This is a genomic window from Lactimicrobium sp. (assembly GCF_036453465.1).
GTDB lineage: Bacteria > Bacillota_I > Bacilli_A > Erysipelotrichales > Erysipelotrichaceae > Bulleidia.
On sequence record NZ_JAZHUW010000008.1, the window covers coordinates 1 to 22846 of the forward strand.

Consider the following 22846-nt stretch of genomic DNA (forward strand, 5'->3'; position numbering starts at 1 on the left):
CAAGTATGTGATGAATCAAAGAAAGAATACGTTATCATGGCTGGAAGTGAATCAACTGGTGAAAAACCATCATTACACTATCATCTATGCAAGGAGCTAAAATTCACTGATTTGTTAATATGCCCATTACGAAAAGTTAATATTCCAGCACACAGAAAACCGATTAATCGTTTTAAAGGGATTGTGCTAACCGCATGATCCCGATTTTTTGTAACAGGCATAAAATATTTTCAAGGCATCCTTATCAACGGGAAAACCCGTCAGAAGACTGACGGGTTCTGCCTGCATCACAGAGATGCTATCTGCATTCAAAATAATACTTGAATTGCGGATTTTTTCAATGCTTTTCTTACTTTGTAAACACGTACTTCTGCAGACGGTTAAATGCTTCCTGTACGCGTGAAAGAGGAAGTGCCAGGTTCATTCTGATGCCGTATTCCCCATGGAAAGGTCTGCCATCCTGCCATGTCACACCTACATCCCAGCCTCTGTGCAATACTACACCAACATCAATGCCATGAGCTTTGCAGTATTCACTGCAGTCCAGGAAAAGCATGTAAGTGCCTTCCGGCTTGGCAACGGAAACACCCGGGAAGTTCCTATTGATGAAATCAACGGCATAGTCGACATTGCCGGTCAGTACCTGACGCAGTTCATCCACCCATTCCTGTCCTTCTGGCTTGTAGGCACCGATCAAAGCATGCATGGACAGCACATTCATGCTGTTGTAATGACAGAGAGATGCCTCTTTGAGCTCACGGTCACGCAGCCAGTCATTGTAAATGATGTGGTAGGAACCAATCAGGCCGGCAAGATTGAATGTCTTGCTTGGTGCATAGAATGCAGCCACATGCTGGCGGGCCCATTCATTGACAGACTGGGTTGGTGTATGATGATGGCCTTCCAGAATCAGATCAGACCAGATTTCATCCGAGATGACCCAGACATCATGATCCGCATAGACCTGCATAGCCTTTTCAATTTCTTCTTTGGTCCAGACACGGCCGCACGGGTTGTGAGGAGAGCAGAAAATAGCCGCATGAATATGATTTTCTTCAATCTTTCTGGCCATATCCTCATAATCCATCCGCCAGATGCCATCCTTGTCACGGTACAAAGGACTGTGAACAATATGATAGCCAGAATTGGTCAGAGAACCTGTAAAGCCAATATAGGTCGGAGAGTGCAACAGAACATTATCGCCTCTGGAACAGATGACATTCAATACCGAAATCACACCTCCAAGCACACCATTTTCATAACCGATATGCTTTGGTTCAAGTCCTTCAACACCATTACGCTGCTTCTGCCAGTTGATGATGCTGTTGTAGTATTCATCCGTCGGCTTGAAATAGCCATATGCCGGATGCTGGATCCGCTTTTCAAGCTCAGCAGTGATGGAAGGTGCAGTCGGGAAGTTCATATCCGCAACCCACATCGGAATGGCATCAAAGCCATCTTTCGGGCCAGCCGGAGCACCTTTGCCATCTTTGGAAAGACCATCTACTGCAATGGCATCCTTGCCATGACGGTCCATAATCGAAGTAAAATCATATTTCATAGCATTTTCCTCCACATAAGGCCTAGTATAGAAACACAAATCCTGAATTCAAATAGAAAAAGACAGAATTTCATCAAAAACTCAGAGAAAATTCTGTCCTTGCGAAGTTTTTCAGAAAACCAGGGACACTGCCTCAGGCACCTGCAGACGGCTTGTTTCAACACCCAATGTGCCATCTTCCTGAATTCTGAAGCATACCAGCTCATTGGAATACCGGTTGGCAGAAATCAGATATCCATCGCACAGATTGATATCACGGGGATGCTTACCGCCGCAGGAAACAACCTGCTTCAATACCGGCACATGATCCTTCAAAGCAATCACAGAAATGACATCCTTGGTGCGGGTTGACACATACAGATACTTTTCATCATCCGACATGCGGATGGCAGCCGTATCCCGTACATGCATTTCACCATTTGCCAATACCGGAATACGGTATTGCACTTTCCAGCTGTCACAGTCAATCACAAACAGCTCATTGGAAAGTTCTGAAACAAGATAGAGATATTTACCATCTTTGGTAAACACACCATGTCTGGGCCCGGTGCCCTGATCAAAACGGATAGATCCCTTTGGATCCAGGGTTACTTTGTCATACATCATGACCCTGTCCAGAAACAGACATGGGACAAGAATCGTATCGCCATGAACAAGCACCTGGTGGCAGCCTGCTCCATCGCGGATCAATACAGTATCAACCAGTTTCAGGCGGTTGTTGATGATCTGTAATACAGAGAATGTACCGGCATGGTAATTTGCCGTATACAGACGGTCGCCATCACACGTAATAAAGCATGATGTCCTGTCTTCATAGCTGATCGCATCCAGCTGGCGGCCTGCTTCATCAAACAGAGCCACACCGGAACCATTGGGGAAATCTCCCACACTGGCAATGCCATCTGCCCATCTTGTTACATATTTCGGATTCTCAATCTTCGCAAACAATTCTGCATCCTGCAGAATTCCGTCATTCAGCACAAAGGAATAAATTCCCTGTGCACCGGCACTTGTATATGTGCCTGCATAACCTTTTCTTTTCATGACTCTATTATAGCGCTTACACAAGCTCCCTGAGCATTTTCGGCAGATCCTGCACCGTCACAATGCCAAGCGGCTGCTGATCCCTTTCCCCATTTTCCGTAACGATGATCGCCATCGCCGCAGCACCAAGACGCAAAGCCTTCTCAAAGGAAGCCATGGCATCCATCACCTTTGCCCCACGGTTTAAAAACACAACCCGTTCCTTACGGCTGATCGAAAGAACATCCTTCACCTGCAGCGAAGCATCCCTGCCATCCATTGCCCAGGCACAGATCTCCTCCATCTGCAGAAGTCCTCTGTAGACACCATTTTCATAGACCGGCACCTTGGAAGAACCAAGCTGCTTCATCAGTGTATAGGCAGCCGGAATGGTATCCTGCAAAGAAACGGTTTTCACAGGTTTGCTGGCATATTGCAGCAGGGAATCATCACCCGTTAACAGCTTTGCCAGCCGCTCAATATCCTGTACCGCCTGATCGGTTGGCTGGGCAATGATCTCATTGCGGCTGTCACGCAGATGCACAATGGCATTGCGCAGCTCATTGAACTCCCGCAGCTCCTCCTGATGATGAGAAACAACCCAGCTGTGCTTTGCACACATCGATAACAGCTGTGAAAACGGAATATATTTCGTCTCTTTGGCAAGCGTACTCAATTCATGCTCGATCGTGGCATAGGCATCCAGAAAACGCCTGGCATTATCATTCTGAGGCATGGATTTCCTCTCTTTCCTTCAGCACATCATCGGCCTTCATGTGATCAATAATCATCTTCATCAGCCGCTCCATATCACCACCCTCACGGTAATCCGCATGGGCCATGAAATTCACCCGGCCATCATGAATCAGCTTATCAGCAACGCTCTTACTCTTGTCATACACGGCAATCGACTTGCCGCCATACAGCTTCACCAGCCGCATACATGGCACATCCGTAAAACCGTCTGCCACATATACCATTCTTTCAAACGGCACCGGTCTGACCCGGGGATCCAGATAATCATTCAGATCCGCATCATTGCTTTCATCCAGCACCTGCTTGTTAATACGGAAAATATACTGTGTCTTGGTCGTATAGTTCACAATTCTTGCCGGCCACTTGGCATCCCCATGTTCATCATAGTAATACCGGCAGGCATAAATACGCGTAAACCGATCCGCAATCGGCAGTGCCTCAATGATCTCACTCATGCCTGAGCTGATGATGTAATGCTCAATCTGAAAGCCAGCCTGCTTTCCATAATCATTGATCCGTTCAAACCAGGTCTCAACCCCCGGAAACAAGACCACATCTTTGCCAAGAGAAAGGAAATTTTCCTTCCGCAGCGGCATGCCTTCTTCCTCATATTTGCGTTTCAAAAGATACAGATAAGCAGAAATCGCATCCATGCGGTTGTTGATGGCAAGACGGGTTACTTCCGCCCAAAAATCCCGGGGATGATCATAGCCAAGCCGCGGAATCAGAGAATATTCCTCCATGTCCCGCGGAGACAGTGTTTTATCAAAATCGTATAAAATTGCAGCTTTTTTCATATGCTCTTCCTTTCCCTTCATCATACAAAAGGAAACGCAGAAAGAAAAGCCACAAAAAAAGAAGACCACAATGATGCGGTCTTCGATTAACGGTATATCTTACAGAGCTAACAGCTTGATGATAGCTGTGGCATAAATCTCTGCCTGTTTCAGCAATTCATCAATGCGCACCCATTCATTGGTATTGTGAATGCGGTAATCCTCATGCGGGAATGCACAGCCAAAGGCAATCGTATTATCAATACCCTTGGCATATGTGCCGCCGCCAATGACCAGCGGCTGGCTCTCGGTATCACCTGTGACTTCACGATACGCATCCAGCAGAGTTGTCACCAGCGGTGAATCCACCGGGAAGAACAGCGGCTCCACGGTATGCTTGATCTCAATCACACCATTTTCATCTTCCAGATGCTCACTCCACTGCTTGACAACCTGCTTGGCATTGAAAGTAACCGGGAAACGGATATCAATCGTTCCTTCAATCACACCATCCTTCATGCCAATGACACCATTGTTCAGTGTCAAAGCACCATATTCATCCTGGCAGGCAGCACCGGCTGAAGTACCATCTGTCTCCAGTCCGAAGTGGTCACAATAGAATTCCACAAACGGATCCTGGCATCCGGCTGCACGCAGCCCGCACATCAGATAGGAGATGGCATTGCGGCCAAGCTCCGGTGTGCTGGCATGGGCAGCCACACCAGTCACACTGATGCGGACATTGTCGCCCTCTTCATTCATCTCATAGGCAATCGAATTATTGTTGAAATAATCTTCCAGTGCCTTCTTGGAGAAGGTGCACTTCTTCAGAAGAATCATGCAGTTCTTGCATACAATATTGGAAACTGTACCGCCCTTGATATCCAGAATATCTGTCTTCTTAGAACGGTACACGGCACCAACCATGCCCTTTTCACCATAGACAAGCGGAAATTCACCATCCGGTGTAAAGCCATAATCCACACTGCCTTCCTTCTTGACATAGTAGGCAAGACCCTTGGATCCAGACTCTTCATTGGTACCCATGATCAGGCGGACACGCTTGTTCATAGGAATGCCAAGATCACGCACAGCCTTCATGGCAATCATGCTGGCCACAACCGCACCCTTGTCATCAGAAACACCGCGGCCATACAGTGTGCCATCTTTCTCTGTCATTACAAACGGCTCTGTATCCCAGCCATCACTTTTCGCAGCCGGAACAACATCCAGGTGGCCGACAATGCCAATCAGCTTCTCACCCTCGCCCATTTCCGCATATCCAATGTAATTATCCAGGTTGACTGTTTTAAAGCCATCTTCCTGCATAAAAGCAAGAGCTGTTTCCAGTGCTTTCTTTGGACCCGGCCCAAACGGTGCCCCATCTTCCGGTGTACCCATGGCAGAATTCACTGCCACAAGACTCCCCAGACGGCTCACCAGTTCATCGCGGTAACCCTCTATGACTGACTTTACGTCCATAACTTTTCCTCCAGAAAATACCCGTATATTATATGCAAGATGTTTCTAAAACTCAATTTGCAGGCCGATCGGGCAGTGGTCAGAGCCCGTGACAGTATCATAGATCACAGAATCTCTGACATTTGAGGCAATCCGGTTGGACACAAGGAAATAGTCAATCCGCCAGCCGGCATTCCTCTCTCTTGCCTTGAACCGATAGCTCCACCAGGAATACTTCACCGTATCCGGATACAGATGCCGGAACGTATCCGTAAACCCAGCCTCCAGCAGCTCGCTCATCTTGGCACGCTCTTCATCCGAGAAACCGGCATTATGATGATTGGAAGCCGGATTCTTGATATCAATCTCTTCATGGGCCACATTGAGATCACCGGTATAAATCACCGGTTTTGTTTGATCGAGCTTTAAAAGATGCGCTTTCAGATATCCTTCCCATTCCATGCGGTAATCCAGCCGGGCAAGCTGTTCCTTGGAATTGGGAACATAGGCACATACAAACCAGAAATCCGGATATTCCAGTGTAATCACACGTCCTTCTTTCGTCGTATCGCCATCGATATCATAAATCACCTGCAGCGGTTCCTTCTTTGCATACACCATCGTACCGGAATAGCCTTTGCGCTCAGCACTGTTCATATAGCGGAAATAACCGTCAAATGACATCGAATCATCGACCTGTTCCGGCTGCATCTTGGTTTCCTGAATTGCAAACAGATCTGCATCTGCCTGGGCAAAGAAGTCAGAAAAGCCCTTCTTCATGCAGGAACGCAGGCCATTCACATTCCAGGAGACCAGCTTCACAGTTCTCTTGTCTGTTTCTGAAGCCATTGTTTTTCCTCCTCATTCAAATATGGAGAAAGCGTATCATACACATGCTTATGATACACATTGATTTGCTCAGTTTCCTTACGATCCAGCAGACTGACATCTATAGCCTCACGGTCATACGGACATAAAGTCAGATCCTCAAAGTACAGCCACTGACCATAGAAGTTGTGTGTGCCTTTGCGCACCAGCAGCTCATTTTCAATCCGGATGCCAACCTTGTGCGGCAGATAGACACCTGGCTCATCCGTCACCACCATGCCATCTTCCAGAACAGCCGAAGGACGGGCAGCACTTGGCACACCCCAGCGCACGGCCTGGGGTCCTTCATGCACACCAAGCACATGGCCAACCCCATGGCCAGTGCCGCACTGATAGTCAATATCCTCATCCCACAGAGGTCCTCTGGCAAGAATATCCAGGTTGTTGCCGCAGGTGCCATACAGGAAGCGGGCACGTGCCAAAGCCAGATGCCCCTTCAGTACCAGCGTATACAGCTTCTTTTCCTCATCACTCAGTTTACCCAATGAAATCGTACGGGTAATATCCGTTGATCCATCACGATATGTACCGCCGCTGTCTACCAGCAAAAAACCTTGTGGCTTACATACCGCATACTGTTTTTCTGTGGCTACATAATGCATTATGGCACCATTTGCCTGATAGGCAGAGATCGTCGGAAAGCTTGGCTTCAGATAGTCCGGCTGTTCAGCACGCAAAGTATACAGATGATCCTGGGCAGACAGCTCACTCAGCATACCGGAAGCGGCATTGTCCTTCACCCATTTGACAAACTTCACCATGGCAATGCCATCTTTCAGATGAGCATGATGGATATTGGCAATTTCCACCTCATTCTTCATTGCCCTGAATAATTCGATAGGAGAATGCTGATTAAGGATGCGGTTATGGCCGGCACTCAGGGCATCATACAATTCCGCATTCAATGTGGAAAGATCTGCCCAGACAACCTGATTGGACAAGGATGAAAGATCAGACTGCAGATTTCCGTATGGCTTAACAGTGACACCCCAGCCGGCAAGATATGCAGAGACTTCAACACTGACTGCCTTTTCAGCCACATAGTAAGAAGCCTTATCCTTTTCAATCAGGACAAAAGCATATGGCACCGGTGTACACGGAATATCATCCCCGCGCACGTTCAATACCCAGCAGGGATCTTCCAATGCCGTCAGAACTAGCACATCAGCCCCATTGTCAGCCATTGCCTTTCTGACTCTTTCAAGACGTACACCGGCACTTTCACCAGTATATTTTTCATCCATGATAAATAACGGCTTTTCCGGCATGGCAGGACGGTCTTTCCAGATCATGCCAACCAGATCTTCACTCATATGCAAGGAGGCATGCCGGGGTGCCAGTGCTCTGCTTAAGGCAAGGGCAGCCTGCGCCGAAACCACATGGCCGTCAAAGCCAAGAATGCCATTTTCCGGTGTATTCTGCATCAGAAAGTCCAGCGGATTGGGCACGCCTTCCTGGCGCAGCCGCATCAATGTCACACCCGTGCCAGCCAGCTCCATCTCGGCCTGGGTAAAGTATCGGCCATCGGTCCAGAGTCCGGCAAAATCTTTTGTCACAATGGCACAGCCGGCATCACCGGTAAAGCCGGTCAGCCATGACTTGCACTTGAAATGATCTGCCGTATATTCCTGAGACAAGTGATCATCTTCATTTGGCACATAATACACATCAATGTTTCTTGCCTGCATCAAAGCACGCAGGGACGCAATTCTTTCTTGTATTTCCATTTTCATTTCAACCTCTAACGCCTTCCATTATATGCAAAACAAAGCAGAAGGAACATCACACAGCCATTGTCACGCCATCCAAAACAGCATATGATAAGGAACGCAAAGGAGAACACACGTGTCATCCTGTACAATAACATTCGCAGTTAATGCACTGTCCGTATCCGCCAGTGCCGATACGATACAAACACATCTCAACAAAGTAACAGGCATCCAGAAGGTAACAGTATCCACTGCCATCCGTACCATGGATGTCACTTTTGACGATGCCGTTATTGATCCTGATGGCATTATCAAAGCCATCCAGGCATGCGGCTATGATGCCTGCCTGCTGCATGAAGAAATACCAGACACTCTCAAAACAGAAAAGAAAACCGATTTGAAAACAATGCTGTCACTCAGTATTGCTTTAGCAGCACCACTGGCACACTTCCTTCCCCACAGCACTCTTTTTGTGATGGTCATCCTGGCTGTACTGCTCTGTCTGCAGAAAGAACAGGTTATCAACTGTCTAAAACATCTCAGGCAAAAACAATGGGATGACGCATCTGCAACTGCCATCCTTCTGCTGGCCTTTCTTCCTGTGATGCTCATTCTTTTCATCATCAAACAGCCTGTGAGCTCCCTATCCACCGCATGGACAGCTGTCCTTGGCATCCGTCTTTCCACGATGCATGTATTCCTTGATGCAGAAGAAAAAGAACAGGAAGCCTTCAAGCCGGAACCCCTGCATCAAAAAATCCATCTGTACAAAGACGGCCATGAAATCACCATCCATCCCGACAATCTCAAAGAGGGTGAGATCATCATTCTGCGGAATCACGATGTCATTCCTGCTGACAGTACAATTACAGAAGGCACCATCCGGATTGTACATATGCAGGAAACCTCGGAGAAACACACTGGTGATAAATTGTATGCCGGTGATACTGTCAGCCATGGCTATTGCACATGCAAGGTAGAAAAAACCGGCCGTGACACTGCCATTGCAAAACTCTGGCAAAAGACCAGAGACAATGGTGAAACCATCCCTGAAACAAGCCATTCCCTGCAGAAAAAGATCATTTACATAAGTACAGGAATGCTGTTGATTATCTTCCTTGTTTCACTGCTGGTCACAAAGCAGCTGGCAATCGCACTGACCGCATCCCTGGCAATAGCAGCCGGCATCTGTCCCTGTGCACTTTCCAAAGCAGTCCGGAAGACATATCTTTCCACAAGTCTGACTGCTGCAGAAAACAATCTCTTTTTCAAGTCAGCGCGCAGCCTGCAGAATGCAAACATCCAGACCATCTTTCTGGAACAGGATGATATTATCACGTCTCATCAATTGACAATCACAGACTTCATCCCAGGCAGGGATATTGATCAGAATATTATGGAAATGGATGCCGGGGATGCCATTTCTCATTGCCATGACAGCTTTGCAAAGGCACTGCAGGCCTATCTGCGCACCCAGAAACTGACAGCTGCCAGTGCCGGTGCTTTCTGCAGAATCAAAAAAGAAGGCAGTGAAAAAACCATTCGTCTCGATACACCTGCCGCAGTCAAAAAAGCACATATTGATACCAGTGTCTGGAATACACAGATTGACACATTGATCATAGACGGCAAAGATGTACGCCTGCTGCAGGATGGCAGCCATATCATCAGCATCATCGCCGCCAGAAAACAGATCCTGCCCCATGCAAAAGAAGCCATTTCATCCCTGCAGTCACAGGGCATGCACGTTGTTCTCTTTGTCCATGGCAGTCATGACTTTGCAAAGTACCTGCAGAAAGAAACAGGTGTGGATGAAGTACACTGCCAGTACAGCTGGATTCAGAAAGAACAGGCCATGACAGAAGAAAAAGAGCATGGGAAAGCATGTGCTTATGTATACAGTATTCCTCTTGCCAGACATAATGCAGATCTGTTGATCCGCATGCATGGCATGCAGGATGAAAGCAGCGATCTTATTATCCCAGGCAATGATCCTGCTGTTCTTCCTGAAATCTTTCAATACCAGAAACAGATGCAGCAGACCATTGAGAAAAAGCAGAAAGCTATTCTGTATTACCATGGCATCATCATAGCAGTCGGCCTGTTCTCTGCTATCTTTGTACACAGCCTTTTTGTGCCATACCTTCTCAGTATTGCCAATGCCATCTTCTTATCAACAAAACAATAAACACGCTGCGCGCTGATAAATATATGACAAGTATTAATGGAAACAGACATGCTTCTGAAGTAATGAATTATTTATTGTGCAAATAAAAGAATGCTTATCGGTATTTAACAAACATATGGCAAAATATCTACGATCTTTCCTAACTCCGACCAGTCAAAAGTATTAAAGAAAAGGAGATCATTACGATGTCAAAACTTGCAAATGAATATTCGCAGTTTCTTGAACAAAGAAAAAAAATTGAAGGGGATATCGACTATGATACCGATCCCGTTATTGGAAATATTGTATCGTTGATGACCTCTGATGTTCCTGCAACTATTAACTTTTTAAAAAACGAATGTACAGAAGAACAGTTTATCTGGCTCAGTGAAGTCTTTGATGAAATTGTCCAAAAAACGCAAAGCAAAGAAATGATTCAAGTTCTTCGCCAGCTCACAGAGAAATATCCTGCCGCTTCAAAAAAATATAATATTAAGTTTTTTATAGATAGTGCAGCAGATCATATTGAAAAGAAATAATAATATTCTTCGGATTAATTCCAGTCCTTAGAACAAATATCAATCATCAGAAACATTTGAAAAGACCCGCATCACACAATGCAGGTCTTTGTTAATCTGGAATGATGTAGAAGACGGTTTTCTGTATCCGCAGAAGAATATTCTTCTGATTTTCATCTGTGCAGCCGCTTTCGATCTCAGCCTTGATCTGCCTGCTGTCACACTGATTGTTTGCTAATCTCAGTCACTCATGACACATTGCGTGCCACTCTAACAAATGCATCAATTGTCAGACGAACCTGTCCATCGGTCTGTCCTCATGCAGACTTTCACTTTCTTTCATCCGGCTTATCCGGTCCATGATACCCGTATTCCGAAACCTTTCTGCACTGTTTCGAAATACTCGGACTAATATTCGAGGAGCACCTTCTTCATAAGCATTACCTCCGTTTCGATTGGGAATCCTGCTTTGATTTCTCTTGGTACTTATATAATAGCTTTCACCCCTCCTATTACCAGTCTTGTTTTGAAATTTTTGATCGTCTATTATATATATGTTGGCAGTATATAAGAGATGGAGGCATGAATGATACAGGATATCGCTCCGCACGTCATGCATAATGAATACAAGCCCCAAGATTCCCGGGCAGAAGACTATGTCTTTTCCTTTGATGGCAATAATGTCCATCTCAACCATGACAATCTTTTCTTCCAGGTAAAGGATCTGCCGGATCAGCGGCATCTGGACTATCTGTTCCGGATTGATGATACGGCCTTTTTTCTGGCTGACCTGCATGATCTGGCAGTATCTTCCATCAACACCTATAACCTGCGCACCATGGAACCAAAATGGCTTTCCTTTGCGGCCATCACCGGATGGCAGATCTATTCCTGGATGCAGATCAATAAAAGATGCGGCAGATGCGGCCACCTGATGGTCAAGGATACCAAAGAGCGTGCCATGCGCTGCCCCAGCTGCGGCAATCTTGTCTATCCCCGCATCATGCCGGCGGTTATTGTCGCTGTCATCAATGACAAAGGCGAGCTGCTGGTGACCAAGTATGCCCACGGCCGCTATCAGAAATATGCACTGGTAGCCGGCTACAACGAGATCGGAGAAAGCATTGAACAGACTGCCATCCGGGAAGTCAAGGAAGAAACCGGCCTGGATGTCGGCTCACTTACCTACTACAAATCACAGCCATGGGGTTTCACTTCCACATTGCTGTTTGGCTTTTATGCCCATGTCATTGGCAGTGATGCCATCACCATGGACACAAATGAGCTGCGGGTAGCGAGATGGGCAAAGCCGGATGATGAGATTGACACCGGCGGAGATGCCTCCCTCACCAGCGAAATGATTCATAACTTTATTTATGGAAAGGTCGGATGAATATGGATTTCAATCAGATTTTCTATCAGATCTACCCTCTTGGACTCTGCAATTGTCCTCATGAAAATGATGGTATTGTTTCCCACCGCATCCTGCATGTACTCGACTTTGTCCCCCATCTGCAGAAGCTGGGTGTTACGGCCGTCTGGTTTGCGCCGGTTTTTGATTCTGACAGACACGGCTATGATACCCGTGACTATCGTAAGATTGATGTGCGTCTTGGCACCAATGAAGACTTCAAACAGGTATGTGATACCCTGCACCAGGCCGGCATCAAGGTTGTGCTGGATGGCGTGTTCAACCATGTTGGCAGAGGTTTCTGGGCTTTCAAAGATGTGCAGGAAAAGAAGTGGGAAAGTCCATATTCCAACTGGTTCTGCATCAACTATAACGACACCTGGGCAAAAGATGGCTTCACCTATCAGAACTGGGAAGGCCATGATGAACTCGTCAAGCTCAACCTGCAGAACCCGGAAGTATGTCAATATCTGCTGGACAGTGTCGATCTGTGGGAAAAGGAATTCGGCATTGACGGCTTAAGACTGGACGTTGCCTACATGGTTGACCGCGGCTTTCTCAACCAGCTTCATGAACATGTGCAGCACTATGGCAAAGACTTCATGTTACTGGGTGAAATGATCGGCGGCGACTACAACGTCCTGCTTAATGACTGCCATCTGGATTCCGTGACCAACTATGAATGCCGCAAAGGCATATATTCTTCTTTGAACAGCCACAACTTGTTCGAAATTGCCTACTCCTACAACCGCCAGTTCGGCAATGATCCCTGGACACTGTACAGAGGCAGGCATCTGCTGTCCTTTGTGGACAACCACGATGTGGACCGCATTGCCTCTGTACTGCAGGATCCCCGTGATCTGCCGCTTGCCTATGCCCTAGTCTATGCCATGCCGGGTATGCCATGTATCTACTATGGCTCAGAGTGGGGTGCCCAGGGAAAGAAGACAAATTACAGTGATGATCCGCTGCGGCCATCCTTTGACAAGCCGGAGTGGAATGCATTAACAGATACCATCGCTGCCATGTCAAAGATGCGCCTGTCACACCGTGTCTTCTGTGATGGCGATTACAAGCAGATTCTTGTCAAGAATGAACAGCTCATCTTTGCAAGACATTCTGATGAAGGACAGCTCACCTTTGCCATTAACATATCTGATGCTCCGATCCATCTGGATGCAGGCTTCGGTGTCAGTGATGGCACGGAACTTCTGACAAACAAAAAGATCAGCTTCCAGAACGGAGTTGATCTTGATGGCAAATCTGCTTATTTCTGGTTTACACCAAACAACTGAGAACGCTGATCAGCGTTCTTTTTTGTTTAACAAAGCTTCCATGTCAGAGCGCAATGGTGCTTCCACATGAATCTCTTTGTGCGTAAAAGGCTGCTGTAAATCAATGCTGGCACAATGCAGTGCCGGAAAAGAAAGCAGCTGTGCTCCCCCATACAGTCTGTCTCCTACCAATGGATGATCAATCCAGGCAAAGCCAGCCCGGATCTGATGGGTTCTGCCGGTTAAAAGATGCACTTTCACAAGACTGAAATCTTCTGTTTCCTGAACCACTTCATAACATGTCTGACAAAGCTGGCCATCTGCAGAGATCACTCTGTCCTTGCGGCCTTCCACCTTCTTCAGCCGGTATTCCAGCATGCCCTGCTTCTTTTCCAGGTGTCCCTGAATGATGGCCAGATATTCCTTATGCAGAATATCCTGCTCTCTTTGTCTGGATAGACGGGCAGCTGCGGGCTGGCTGCGGGCATAGACCATAACACCTGACACATCCTTGTCCAGCCGGCCGATGGCACGGATTGTAAACCTGCCATGGTACCAGCTCTGCAATAGCGTTCCCATATCATCATCCAGATGTTCATGAGAAGGATGGGCCGGCATGCCGGCAGGCTTGTTTACGATGACAAGATCCTCATCTTCATACAGAATATCTGGTCTGCCAAGGATTCTTTCGGCATGAGCCGTATCTTTCTCTGCAAAGATCAGATGCACGATATCTCCTGTTTTCACAGGCTGTGTCACCCGGCAGGAGGCATCGTTGAGAAACAGGCCATTGGTAAACTTGAGGCGGGAAATTTCTCTTCTGGAAAGATGAAGAGATTTAGATAAAACGGTCTTGACTGCAAGACCGTTTTCTTTATCTGTAATGGTATACGTAAGCTCTTTGCTCATATCAGTCACTGGTGATCTGAGAGCGCAGATAGCTGTCAATGAAACCGTCCAGATCGCCATCCATGACACTCTGGATATTGCCGGTTTCATAGCCTGTGCGCAGATCCTTGACCATTGTATATGGTGCAAAGACATAGGAGCGGATCTGAGAACCCCACTCATTGGCTTTGACTTCACCGCGCACTGCCGCAGCACGCTCTGCATTTTCCTTGATACGCAGCTGCAGCAGCTTGGATTTCAGCATATTCAGGCAGGCTTCACGGTTCTGCAGCTGAGATCTCTGGGTCTGACAGAACACCGTGATACCGGTTGGCTTATGGGTCATACGCACAGCCGAGTCTGTCTTGTTGATGTGCTGGCCGCCGGCACCGGAAGAACGCATGGTGATGACTTCCAGATCATTGGGATCAATCTCAATTTCCAGATCATCCTCAAATTCCGGCATGATATCCACACTGGCAAAGCTCGTATGTCTTCTGGCATTGGCATCAAACGGGGAAATACGCACCAATCTGTGCACGCCGGCTTCTCCCTTAAGATAACCATAAGCCATATGTCCTTCAATCTTCAAAGTGACGGACTTCACACCAGCTTCTTCGCCTTCTTCATAGTCCAGCAGAGTCAGCTTATAACCCTTCTTTTCAGCATAGCGGGTATACATGCGGTACAGCATGCCGGCCCAATCCATCGCCTCTGTGCCGCCGGCACCTGGATGAATTTCCAGAATGACATTGTGATCATCATAAGGTCCGGAAAGCAGCACCTGGATTTCAAAGTCAGAAAACTTCTTCATGACATCCTGGTATTCTTCCTGAATGAGGTCGTTCATATCCGGGTCAAAGGAAGAGGAAAGCTCATCCACACCTTCGGCCAGATCGGCAAGTTCATTGGAGATCGCGGTATGCGTATCTACCAGTGATTTCATATTGTTTGTTTCACGAATCAGCTTCTGTGCCTTCTTCTGGTCATTCCAGAAATCCGGTGCCTCCATCAGCTGATTATTCTCTTTGATTTTCTCCTGCTTAGACGCGAGGTCAAAGAGAGGAGCCGAGCTGCTCCATTTTTGCTCGGCTTTGGGCAATGCCCTGCTTCATCTCAAATAATTCCATCAGGCTTTCTTCTCCTCTTCGCTCTTATTACGGTTGTCAATGACTCTTACATTCATGCAGAAAGCCACAATTTCCTGGGCAATCGTCTGCATCATATCCTGGAACAATGTATAGCCCTCTTCAATGTAGGCCTGCAGCGGATTGGCCGATGCATATCCACGTAAACCGATACCTGTGCGCAGCTTCTCCATCGTATCAATATGATTGGACCATGCACGATCAATCGTACGTAAGGACACTTCCTTTTCCACCGGCTTGATCTGCTCCTTCACCGGGGCAATCTTGTTTTCATAATAGGTCCAGGCCTTGTCTACCACAAAACTGGTCATCTCTTCCTGATCCATCTCACCAAGATCTTCTTCCTTGACCATATTCTTGAAGCCAATGTTATTCAAAGCCTCAACAACGGCCTTCTTATCAACAGCACCCTTGTTGTCAGAATCCTGATGGGCACCGATGATATCGGAAATGACACGTTTGAACATGTCCTGGATGACCTCATGCACATCCTCATTCTCCAGAATGAAGTTGCGCTGCTGGTACATCACCTCACGCTGCTGCCGCATGACATCATCATATTGCAGCAGCTGCTTACGGGCATCAAAGTTCACACCCTCAACTCTGCGCTGGGCACTGGAAATTGCCTTGGATACTGCCTTGGACTCCACGGCCTGATCACCAAGGGAGGCAAACAGACCCTCCATGCGCTCAGATCCGAATCTGACCATCAGATCATCCTGTACAGAGACATAGAAACGGGACATACCCGGATCGCCCTGACGGCCGGCACGTCCACGCAGCTGGTTATCAATACGTCTGGATTCATGGCGTTCAGAACCAAGCACACACAGACCGCCAAGTTCACGCACACCTTCGCCAAGCTTGATATCGGTACCACGTCCAGCCATGTTGGTCGCAATCGTCACAGCACCCTTCTGGCCTGCCTTGGCAATGATCTGTGCTTCACGCGCATGGTTCTTTGCATTCAGAACTTCATGGGGAATATGGCGTTCCTTCAGATACTTGGAAATGAGTTCTGATGTTTCAACGGCAATCGTGCCAACCAGTACCGGCTGTCCTTTGGCATGACGCTCAGCAACCTCATCCACCAATGCAGCAAACTTTGCCTTCTTGGTGCCAAAGACCGCATCCGGATAATCCACACGGATGACCGGCTTATTAGTCGGAATCTCAAACACATACATGTTATAGATTTCAAGGAACTCTTCTTCCTCAGTCTTGGCGGTACCGGTCATACCGGACAGGCGGTTATACAGACGGAAGAAGTTCTGGTAGGTAATCGTAGCCAGCGTAGCTGTTTCCTGCTTGATGGAGATGCCTTCCTTGGCTTCCACAGCCTGATGGAGACCGTCAGACCACTGTCTGCCCTTCATCAGACGGCCGGTATTCGGATCGACGATCACAATCTCATCATCCTGCTCATCCACGACATAGTCCACATCACGGGCCATGACATAGTTGGCCTTCAAAGCAGTATTGATATGATGCAGCAGAGCAGTATGCTGAAGGTTGTAGAGGTTCTCAACCCGGAATACCTTCTCAGCCTTGGCAATGCCCTGCTCGGTCAGCTGTACGGTACGGGTCTTGAGATCCACTTCATAATCCTCATCTGCCTTGAGTTTCTTGACGAAACGGTCTGCCTGCAGATACAGGTTGGCAGTCTGTTTCTGGCCGCCGGAAATGATCAGAGGTGTACGGGATTCATCGATCAGGATGGAGTCGACCTCATCGATCAAAGCATAGTTCAGTCCACGCATGACACGGTCTTCCACACGGGTGACCATGTTGTCACGCAGATAGTCAAAGCCAAGCTCACTGTTGGTTGTATAGGTAATATCACAGGCATAGGCAGCCTTCTTCTGGGCACGGGTCAGCTGGCGAAGATTCAAGCCAACCGTCAATCCAAGCCACTTGTGAATCTGTCCCATCCACTCGGCATCACGCTGTGACAGGTATTCATTGACCGTAACAACATGCACGCCCTTGCCGCTTAAAGCATTCAGATAAACGGCCATGACAGAAGTCAGAGTCTTACCTTCACCAGTCTTCATCTCGGCAATATCACCGCCGCACATCACCGCCGCGCCCATCAGCTGCACCTTGTACGGGAATTCACCGATCACACGACGGCAGGCTTCACGTGCTGTGGCAAAAGCCTCGGCAAAGATATCATCCTCACTGGCACCATCCGCCAGTCTCTGTTTCAGCTTGGGAGTCTCAGCCTTGAGCTCCTCATCACTCATATTTTTGTATTTTTCTTCCAGATCCAGCACCGGCTGAATCTTCTTTTCAATCTGTCTCAGCTTTCTGGCATCCTCATTGAAGAGTTTCGAAATAAAATTAGCCATGGAAACCTCTCTTTCTGTCATTTTTACAGCCAGTACATTATATTATTCCAACTGTCAAAAGTCCACGCATCATGGCGTTCCCGGCCATTTTCCCATCCTCTTCCCATGATCTTTCACAAACCGGTGATTCGCTGATGCACACAATATTTCCACATGGCGGCCAGGCCCAAGGGCACAAAGTGCACCGCGCAGTGTTGCCCCGGTTGTGACCGTATCATCCACCAGCAGGATTTTCTTCTTGGAATCAAGATTTTCCTGCAGGAAAAGATTGGATGCCATTCGTTCTCTTTCCATACCTTTTGCCTTCTGATCCATCTGCTGCTTCATGCCAAACGGATCATGGACATCACCCAGCCAGTCATACATCAAAGCAAGGTGTGAAAAGCCGCGCATACTGCGCTTTCTCTGGGAACTTGGCATTGCACATACACAAAAGTTCTTATACTTTCTTCTCAGTTTCTTTTTATCCAGCTGGAAAAACACTGGTGAAAGCGCCTCATCTCCTGCCTCCTTATACTGAATCAAAGCATGGGAAAAGTTCTCTTCATACAGCCATGGCGCATAAGCCTTTACGCCTTCAATCTGAAAATGCAGATCAATCCGCTGCCAGCTTTTCCGGCAGGAAGAACAAAGCACATCCTCTGAAACAAGCAGATCATACAGGCTGTCAGAGCCGATTTCCTTATGACAAAGCAGACATTGCATTGGCATTCTCCAGTGTTTTCCTGCAGGCAATCGCAGCAGCACTTTTCTGTGTGCAGAGAAACAGGATATCCCCATATGGATTGAAGAAATTTCTTCCCGCCCGGCCTGCCATCTGGATCAGGCTGCTTTCATCAAACACACCATGATCTGCCTGAAAGACACACACATCCACATCCGGAAAGGTTACCCCACGCTCCAGGACGGTTGTGGCAATGATTAATTCAGCTTTCTGATTTCGAAACTTCTCAATCACCGCATCCCGGTTTTCAGTTTTGCTTGTCAGAACAAAGCATTGCTCTCTAAGGGAAAGCAGACGGCCAAGCCATCCGGCCATGGAAATGGTCGGCACAAAAACCATGCGGCCATGACTTGCATGATCCTTCAGCCAGTGCAGCAGGATCAAAACAGACACAAACAGCGGTGCCACAACAATCTTCGGCACTGGAATGGGTTTGCCATGGGGACGGGTATACAGCTGCAGGTGTACCAGAGATCCTTCTTTGACACGCTTTTTCAGCTCTGCATCCGGGGTGGCACTGAGATAGATCACATGGCCCCTGCAGCTGTTGGCTGCAATGCTGTGCAGCACCGGATCCCCACGGTAGGGAAAGGCATCCGGCTCATCCAGAATCAAAAGATCAAAAACACGTGGATAGCGGAACAGCTGGTGGGTTGTACACACAATCAGATCGCCATCCAGATCATCTGTATGTCCTCCGCACACAGCCGCAACCTTTGCCTGTACAAAGTACTGTGACAGTCTATCTGCCACTTCCAGTACAACCTGTCTTCGGGCAATGGCAAAGCACACTCTTTTTCCCAGCGCCAAAGCATCGGAGATTGCACCAACAACCAGCTCTGTCTTGCCTGCCCCGCACACACAGTCAAGCAGTACATCATGATGCAAAATCTGCCGGCGGCACTGCTCTGACAGCTTCTGCTGCCATGGCGTCAAAGCATGCTTCAATACATATTCCTGCGCGCCTATATGGCTTTCATGGATCATACTCTCTGCCTGTTCCTCTTCCATTGCCATCCTGCCAAAGCCAATACACTTCCGGCAGTACCAACCCTTGTGACCATGATAAAACCAGGCTGGATCCTCATTTCCACATCTTGGACATTTCATAAGACATACCTCCACCTGTATATGCCCCTGAAACATGTCAATTCCCCGAACAAAAAAGCAGGCATTTCAGCCTGCAGATGAAATTATTTCAGATCTTCCGGGGTTGTGATCTTGAGATTGGCATAATCGCCCATCACAGCCTTAATGCGGATACTGCTGTATTTTTCCACCAGCGAGCAGTCATCCGTGCCCGTATAGCCTTCCGCAATGGCTTTATGCATACAGGCAAGAATGTCTTTTGTATGGAATACCTGCGGTGTCTGGGCTGCCATCAGCGTTTCCCTTGGCAGGGTTTCCTGAATATAGCCATCTTTGACAACCTTGATGGTGTCCTTGCAAGGCACCATCAAACAGGCTGCCTGCTCTGTTTCCATTGCCTGTTTTAATGTGGAAAGAGAGGAAGAAGAAAGGAACGGCCTTGCCCCGTCATGAATCATGACAATATCGCAAAGCATTGCCTCAAGGCCATTGCATACACTTTCCTGCCGTGTACTGCCGCCGCAGGCAAGCGTGATGCGGCCGCATTCCGGCAGTTTCAGCTGTTTGCAGTACTGACCGGGATCCGTGACGACGACAATCTGTTCGCAATCCGGATCCGAAAGGAAAATCTGCACGGAATGTTCAAGGATGGAACATCCATCTTTGAGATCCGCAAATACTTTGTTAAACCCCAGGTGCATGCGGCTGCCTTTTCCTGCCGCAACGATGACTGCCCCATATTTCATATCAGCTCCTCCGTTTTTCTTTTGATTATAAGTCACGCACATACAAAAAAGGAGACTTTCGTCTCCTCAATGGCTTCCCATATATACAAAGTACAAGACAACCAGTGCCGCAACGGCAAACATGATCAGAAAGACCGGCAGCAGGATCTGGAACACGGCAATTGACATTGCCACAACATCCTTTGCCGTAAAATCCTTGACAGCCTCATCATGCTGGCGGCGGTCTTCCTCCTTTGCCTTCTCTTCAGCCTGTATTTCCTGGGCAAGCTTCTCAGGATTGGCCTCAGCCAGTGTATACTGGCGGATCTTCTCTACATCCTCATCAACCTGTTTGCGGTGTACAAAGAACATGAATCAGAAACCTTTCTTGGCGTAATCCATGGCAAAGTGGCAGCGGACCTCATGACCCGGCTCCACCTCATAAATCTTCGGCACTTCCTTGGCACACCGCTCCGTTGCATACGGACAGCGTGTATGGAAGCGGCATCCACTCGGAGGATTTGCCGGAGAAGGCAGATCACCCTGCAGAATAATGCGTTTGTCGTTATTGCGCTTGCGCGGATCAAACGACGGTGCAGCAGACAGCAGCGCCTGCGTATACGGATGACAGAAGTGATCAAAGATCTGTTCCTTGGAACCAATCTCAACCAGCTCACCCAGATACATGACACCAACCTCATCGGAAATAAACTTCACGACGGAAAGGTCATGCGAGATGAACAGGTATGTCAGATTGTACTCATCCTGCAGATCCTTCAGCAGGTTGATGATCTGTGACTGAATGGAAACATCCAGTGCGGATACAGCCTCATCACAGATAACAAACTCAGGATTGACCGCCAGTGCTCTGGCAATGCAGATACGCTGTCTCTGGCCGCCGGAGAACTGATGCGGATAACGTCCTGCCTGTTCCGGGAACAGACCGCACTTATCCATCAGCTCAAATACCTTGGACATCATTTCCTGCTTGTTGGCAACAATATGATGTTCCAGCATAGCCTCACCAATGATGTCATAGACCGGCAGACGCGGATTCAGCGAAGAATACGGATCCTGGAATACAATCTGCATCTTGGTTCTGTATTTGCGCATTTCAGCCGGCTTGAGCTTGTAAATATCCACACCGCGGTAAAGCAGTTCGCCAGAAGTTGGCTTGATCAGATTCAGCATCGTTCTGCCTGTTGTACTCTTGCCGCAGCCGGATTCACCGACAAGACCCATGACCTTTCCTTCCGGAATCGTAAAGGATACGTCATCCACAGCCTTGACAGAACCTACCTGGCGTGAGAACACGCCGCCTTTGATCGGGAAGTATTTCTTCAAATGGCGGACTTCAATCAAAGTCTTGTTTTCTTCAGTCATTTCTTACCTCCCGGGAAATAGCAGCGCACCCAGTGCTTCGGCTCAACCTCAACCAGCTCAGGCATAGCCTGCTGGCACTTATGCTCACAGAATGCACAGCGCGGTCCGAAGGAGCAGCCCTCCGGCAGTTCGGAAAGATCCGGTACATTGCCCGGAATCACCGTCAGACGCTTGGAATTGGTATGCAGATCAGGACGGGAGCCAATCAGGCCCTGCGTATACGGATGCAGCGGACGTTCAAAGATCGTATTGACATCCGCAATCTCAACTACCTTGCCGGCATACATAACCATGACCCGGTCTGCCATTTCTGCAATAACACTCAGATCATGCGTAATAAAGATAATCGAAGTATGAAGCTCCTTCTTCAGCTGGTTCATCAGATCCAGAACCTGGGCCTGAATCGTAACGTCCAGAGCCGTCGTCGGCTCATCCGCAACGAGCAGCTGCGGCGTGCAGGCCAGAGCCATGGCAATCATGACACGCTGGCGCATACCGCCGGAAAGCTCAAATGGATACTCATTGACAATACGCTCCGGATTTGGAATTCTCACCTTATCCAGCGCTTCAATGGAAGCCTGCCATGCCTGCTTCTTATCCATGCCGCGGTGCAGACGGAGCACCTCAGAAATCTGATATCCAATCTTGAAGACAGGGTTCAGCGAAGTCATCGGCTCCTGGAAGATATAGGAGATCTTATTGCCACGCATATGGCGCAGCTCCTCATCCGAAATCTTGAGCATATCCTTGCCATCCAGCAGGATTTCACCGCCCTCGTACTTTCCCGGAGGGCACTCTACCAGACGGGCGAGAGACATACATGTCATCGATTTGCCGCATCCCGACTCACCGACGATGCCAAGCGTCTCTCCCTGATACACCTCAAACGATACATCATTTACCGCTTTGACTGTCGTTCCATTGGAATGGAAGTAAGTCTTCAGATGCTTCACCTGCAGAAGCGGCTCATTCTTGTTTACTTCAGTCATCAGTC

21 protein-coding genes are annotated in these 22846 nt (G+C 48.0%); 5 read left to right on the forward strand and 16 right to left on the reverse strand.

Annotation, left to right across the window (positions count from 1 at the left end):
- On the forward strand, positions 1-198 hold a 198-nt coding region (locus SOI44_RS03250; RefSeq protein ID WP_331347807.1), incomplete at its 5' end, for a hypothetical protein.
- Positions 199-349: 151 nt separating this feature from the next.
- Here SOI44_RS03250 and SOI44_RS03255 read toward each other — a convergent pair.
- The 7 genes from SOI44_RS03255 to SOI44_RS03285 all read right to left on the reverse strand — a co-directional run bounded on the left by SOI44_RS03255 (position 350) and on the right by SOI44_RS03285 (position 8192).
- Positions 350-1561 (reverse strand): MalY/PatB family protein, encoded by a 1212-nt coding sequence (locus SOI44_RS03255; protein ID WP_331347808.1) that lies wholly within the window; start codon positions 1559-1561, stop codon positions 350-352.
- A gap of 111 nt (positions 1562-1672) precedes the next feature.
- Positions 1673-2605: a lactonase family protein gene (locus SOI44_RS03260; protein ID WP_331347809.1), complete on the reverse strand. Its 933-nt coding sequence runs from the start codon at positions 2603-2605 to the stop codon at positions 1673-1675.
- A gap of 16 nt (positions 2606-2621) precedes the next feature.
- A complete protein-coding gene (locus SOI44_RS03265) occupies positions 2622-3320 on the reverse strand; it encodes a CBS domain-containing protein (protein ID WP_331347810.1) in 699 nt (232 codons plus the stop codon).
- A complete protein-coding gene (locus SOI44_RS03270; protein WP_331347811.1) occupies positions 3307-4137 on the reverse strand; it encodes a haloacid dehalogenase-like hydrolase in 831 nt (276 codons plus the stop codon). Before SOI44_RS03270 ends, SOI44_RS03265 begins: the two co-directional genes overlap by 14 nt.
- A 99-nt stretch (positions 4138-4236) precedes the next feature.
- A complete protein-coding gene (locus tag SOI44_RS03275; protein WP_331347812.1) occupies positions 4237-5598 on the reverse strand; it encodes a Sapep family Mn(2+)-dependent dipeptidase in 1362 nt (453 codons plus the stop codon).
- A 45-nt stretch (positions 5599-5643) separates the two neighbouring features.
- The gene (locus SOI44_RS03280; RefSeq protein WP_331347864.1) at positions 5644-6399 is read right to left on the reverse strand and encodes an exodeoxyribonuclease III; all 756 of its coding nucleotides are present in this window, start codon (positions 6397-6399) and stop codon (positions 5644-5646) included.
- Complete coding sequence (locus SOI44_RS03285) at positions 6396-8192, reverse strand: aminopeptidase P family protein (RefSeq protein ID WP_331347813.1); 1797 nt, start codon at positions 8190-8192, stop codon at positions 6396-6398. The genes SOI44_RS03280 and SOI44_RS03285 overlap by 4 nt, the downstream gene beginning before the upstream one ends.
- A 118-nt stretch (positions 8193-8310) precedes the next feature.
- Here SOI44_RS03285 and SOI44_RS03290 point away from each other — a divergent pair, with 118 nt between their 5' ends.
- The 4 genes from SOI44_RS03290 (at position 8311) to SOI44_RS03305 (ending at position 13565) form a co-directional block, all read left to right on the forward strand.
- On the forward strand, positions 8311-10362 hold the full coding sequence (locus tag SOI44_RS03290) for a P-type ATPase (protein ID WP_331347814.1): 2052 nt from the start codon (positions 8311-8313) through the stop codon (positions 10360-10362).
- 185 nt (positions 10363-10547) lie between these two features.
- Positions 10548-10880, forward strand: coding sequence for a hypothetical protein (locus SOI44_RS03295; RefSeq protein ID WP_331347815.1), 333 nt, complete (start codon positions 10548-10550; stop codon positions 10878-10880).
- Between the two features lie 565 nt (positions 10881-11445).
- Positions 11446-12252: an NAD(+) diphosphatase gene (locus SOI44_RS03300; protein ID WP_331347816.1), complete on the forward strand. Its 807-nt coding sequence runs from the start codon at positions 11446-11448 to the stop codon at positions 12250-12252.
- A 2-nt stretch (positions 12253-12254) separates the two neighbouring features.
- The gene (locus SOI44_RS03305; RefSeq protein WP_331347817.1) at positions 12255-13565 is read left to right on the forward strand and encodes an alpha-amylase family glycosyl hydrolase; all 1311 of its coding nucleotides are present in this window, start codon (positions 12255-12257) and stop codon (positions 13563-13565) included.
- A gap of 9 nt (positions 13566-13574) precedes the next feature.
- Here the strand turns inward: SOI44_RS03305 and SOI44_RS03310 are convergent, their stop codons facing one another.
- From SOI44_RS03310 to SOI44_RS03350, 9 genes are all read right to left on the reverse strand, one after another.
- Entirely contained in the window at positions 13575-14453 is an 879-nt protein-coding gene (locus SOI44_RS03310) for an RluA family pseudouridine synthase (protein ID WP_331347818.1), read from the reverse strand.
- 1 nt (position 14454) lies between these two features.
- A protein-coding gene (gene prfB / locus SOI44_RS03315; protein WP_277009949.1) for a peptide chain release factor 2 occupies positions 14455-15562 on the reverse strand; the annotation gives its coding sequence in 2 pieces (ribosomal slippage) (positions 14455-15495 and positions 15497-15562; 1107 coding nt in all).
- On the reverse strand, positions 15562-17931 hold the full coding sequence (gene secA / locus SOI44_RS03320) for a preprotein translocase subunit SecA (RefSeq protein ID WP_331347819.1): 2370 nt from the start codon (positions 17929-17931) through the stop codon (positions 15562-15564). The genes prfB and secA overlap by 1 nt, the downstream gene beginning before the upstream one ends.
- Before the next feature lie 69 nt (positions 17932-18000).
- The gene (locus SOI44_RS03325; RefSeq protein WP_331347820.1) at positions 18001-18636 is read right to left on the reverse strand and encodes a ComF family protein; all 636 of its coding nucleotides are present in this window, start codon (positions 18634-18636) and stop codon (positions 18001-18003) included.
- Entirely contained in the window at positions 18614-19765 is a 1152-nt protein-coding gene (locus SOI44_RS03330) for a helicase-related protein (RefSeq protein ID WP_331347821.1), read from the reverse strand. The genes SOI44_RS03325 and SOI44_RS03330 overlap by 23 nt, the downstream gene beginning before the upstream one ends.
- A gap of 83 nt (positions 19766-19848) precedes the next feature.
- Positions 19849-20490 carry a 2-C-methyl-D-erythritol 4-phosphate cytidylyltransferase gene (gene ispD / locus SOI44_RS03335; RefSeq protein ID WP_331347822.1) on the reverse strand — a complete coding sequence of 214 codons (642 nt, stop codon included), beginning with the start codon at positions 20488-20490 and terminating at the stop codon, positions 19849-19851.
- A 66-nt stretch (positions 20491-20556) separates the two neighbouring features.
- The gene (locus SOI44_RS03340) at positions 20557-20841 is read right to left on the reverse strand and encodes a hypothetical protein (protein ID WP_331347823.1); all 285 of its coding nucleotides are present in this window, start codon (positions 20839-20841) and stop codon (positions 20557-20559) included.
- 3 nt (positions 20842-20844) lie between these two features.
- A complete protein-coding gene (locus SOI44_RS03345; protein WP_331347824.1) occupies positions 20845-21852 on the reverse strand; it encodes an ABC transporter ATP-binding protein in 1008 nt (335 codons plus the stop codon).
- A complete protein-coding gene (locus tag SOI44_RS03350; RefSeq protein WP_331347825.1) occupies positions 21849-22841 on the reverse strand; it encodes an ABC transporter ATP-binding protein in 993 nt (330 codons plus the stop codon). Before SOI44_RS03350 ends, SOI44_RS03345 begins: the two co-directional genes overlap by 4 nt.
- Between the last annotated feature and the right edge of the window lie 5 nt (positions 22842-22846).

Coding starts and splice junctions, on each gene's coding strand:
- SOI44_RS03345 (WP_331347824.1), bottom strand. CDS start 21,852: ATGACTGAAGAAAACAAGACTTTGATTGAAGTCCGCCATTTGAAGAAA.
- SOI44_RS03255 (WP_331347808.1), bottom strand. CDS start 1,561: ATGAAATATGATTTTACTTCGATTATGGACCGTCATGGCAAGGATGCC.
- SOI44_RS03275 (WP_331347812.1), bottom strand. CDS start 5,598: ATGGACGTAAAGTCAGTCATAGAGGGTTACCGCGATGAACTGGTGAGC.
- SOI44_RS03265 (WP_331347810.1), bottom strand. CDS start 3,320: ATGCCTCAGAATGATAATGCCAGGCGTTTTCTGGATGCCTATGCCACG.
- SOI44_RS03330 (WP_331347821.1), bottom strand. CDS start 19,765: ATGAAATGTCCAAGATGTGGAAATGAGGATCCAGCCTGGTTTTATCAT.
- SOI44_RS03340 (WP_331347823.1), bottom strand. CDS start 20,841: ATGTTCTTTGTACACCGCAAACAGGTTGATGAGGATGTAGAGAAGATC.
- SOI44_RS03300 (WP_331347816.1), top strand. CDS start 11,446: ATGATACAGGATATCGCTCCGCACGTCATGCATAATGAATACAAGCCC.
- SOI44_RS03285 (WP_331347813.1), bottom strand. CDS start 8,192: ATGGAAATACAAGAAAGAATTGCGTCCCTGCGTGCTTTGATGCAGGCA.
- SOI44_RS03310 (WP_331347818.1), bottom strand. CDS start 14,453: ATGAGCAAAGAGCTTACGTATACCATTACAGATAAAGAAAACGGTCTT.
- ispD (WP_331347822.1), bottom strand. CDS start 20,490: ATGAAATATGGGGCAGTCATCGTTGCGGCAGGAAAAGGCAGCCGCATG.
- SOI44_RS03325 (WP_331347820.1), bottom strand. CDS start 18,636: ATGCAATGTCTGCTTTGTCATAAGGAAATCGGCTCTGACAGCCTGTAT.
- SOI44_RS03260 (WP_331347809.1), bottom strand. CDS start 2,605: ATGAAAAGAAAAGGTTATGCAGGCACATATACAAGTGCCGGTGCACAG.
- SOI44_RS03350 (WP_331347825.1), bottom strand. CDS start 22,841: ATGACTGAAGTAAACAAGAATGAGCCGCTTCTGCAGGTGAAGCATCTG.
- SOI44_RS03270 (WP_331347811.1), bottom strand. CDS start 4,137: ATGAAAAAAGCTGCAATTTTATACGATTTTGATAAAACACTGTCTCCG.
- SOI44_RS03305 (WP_331347817.1), top strand. CDS start 12,255: ATGGATTTCAATCAGATTTTCTATCAGATCTACCCTCTTGGACTCTGC.
- SOI44_RS03295 (WP_331347815.1), top strand. CDS start 10,548: ATGTCAAAACTTGCAAATGAATATTCGCAGTTTCTTGAACAAAGAAAA.
- secA (WP_331347819.1), bottom strand. CDS start 17,931: ATGGCTAATTTTATTTCGAAACTCTTCAATGAGGATGCCAGAAAGCTG.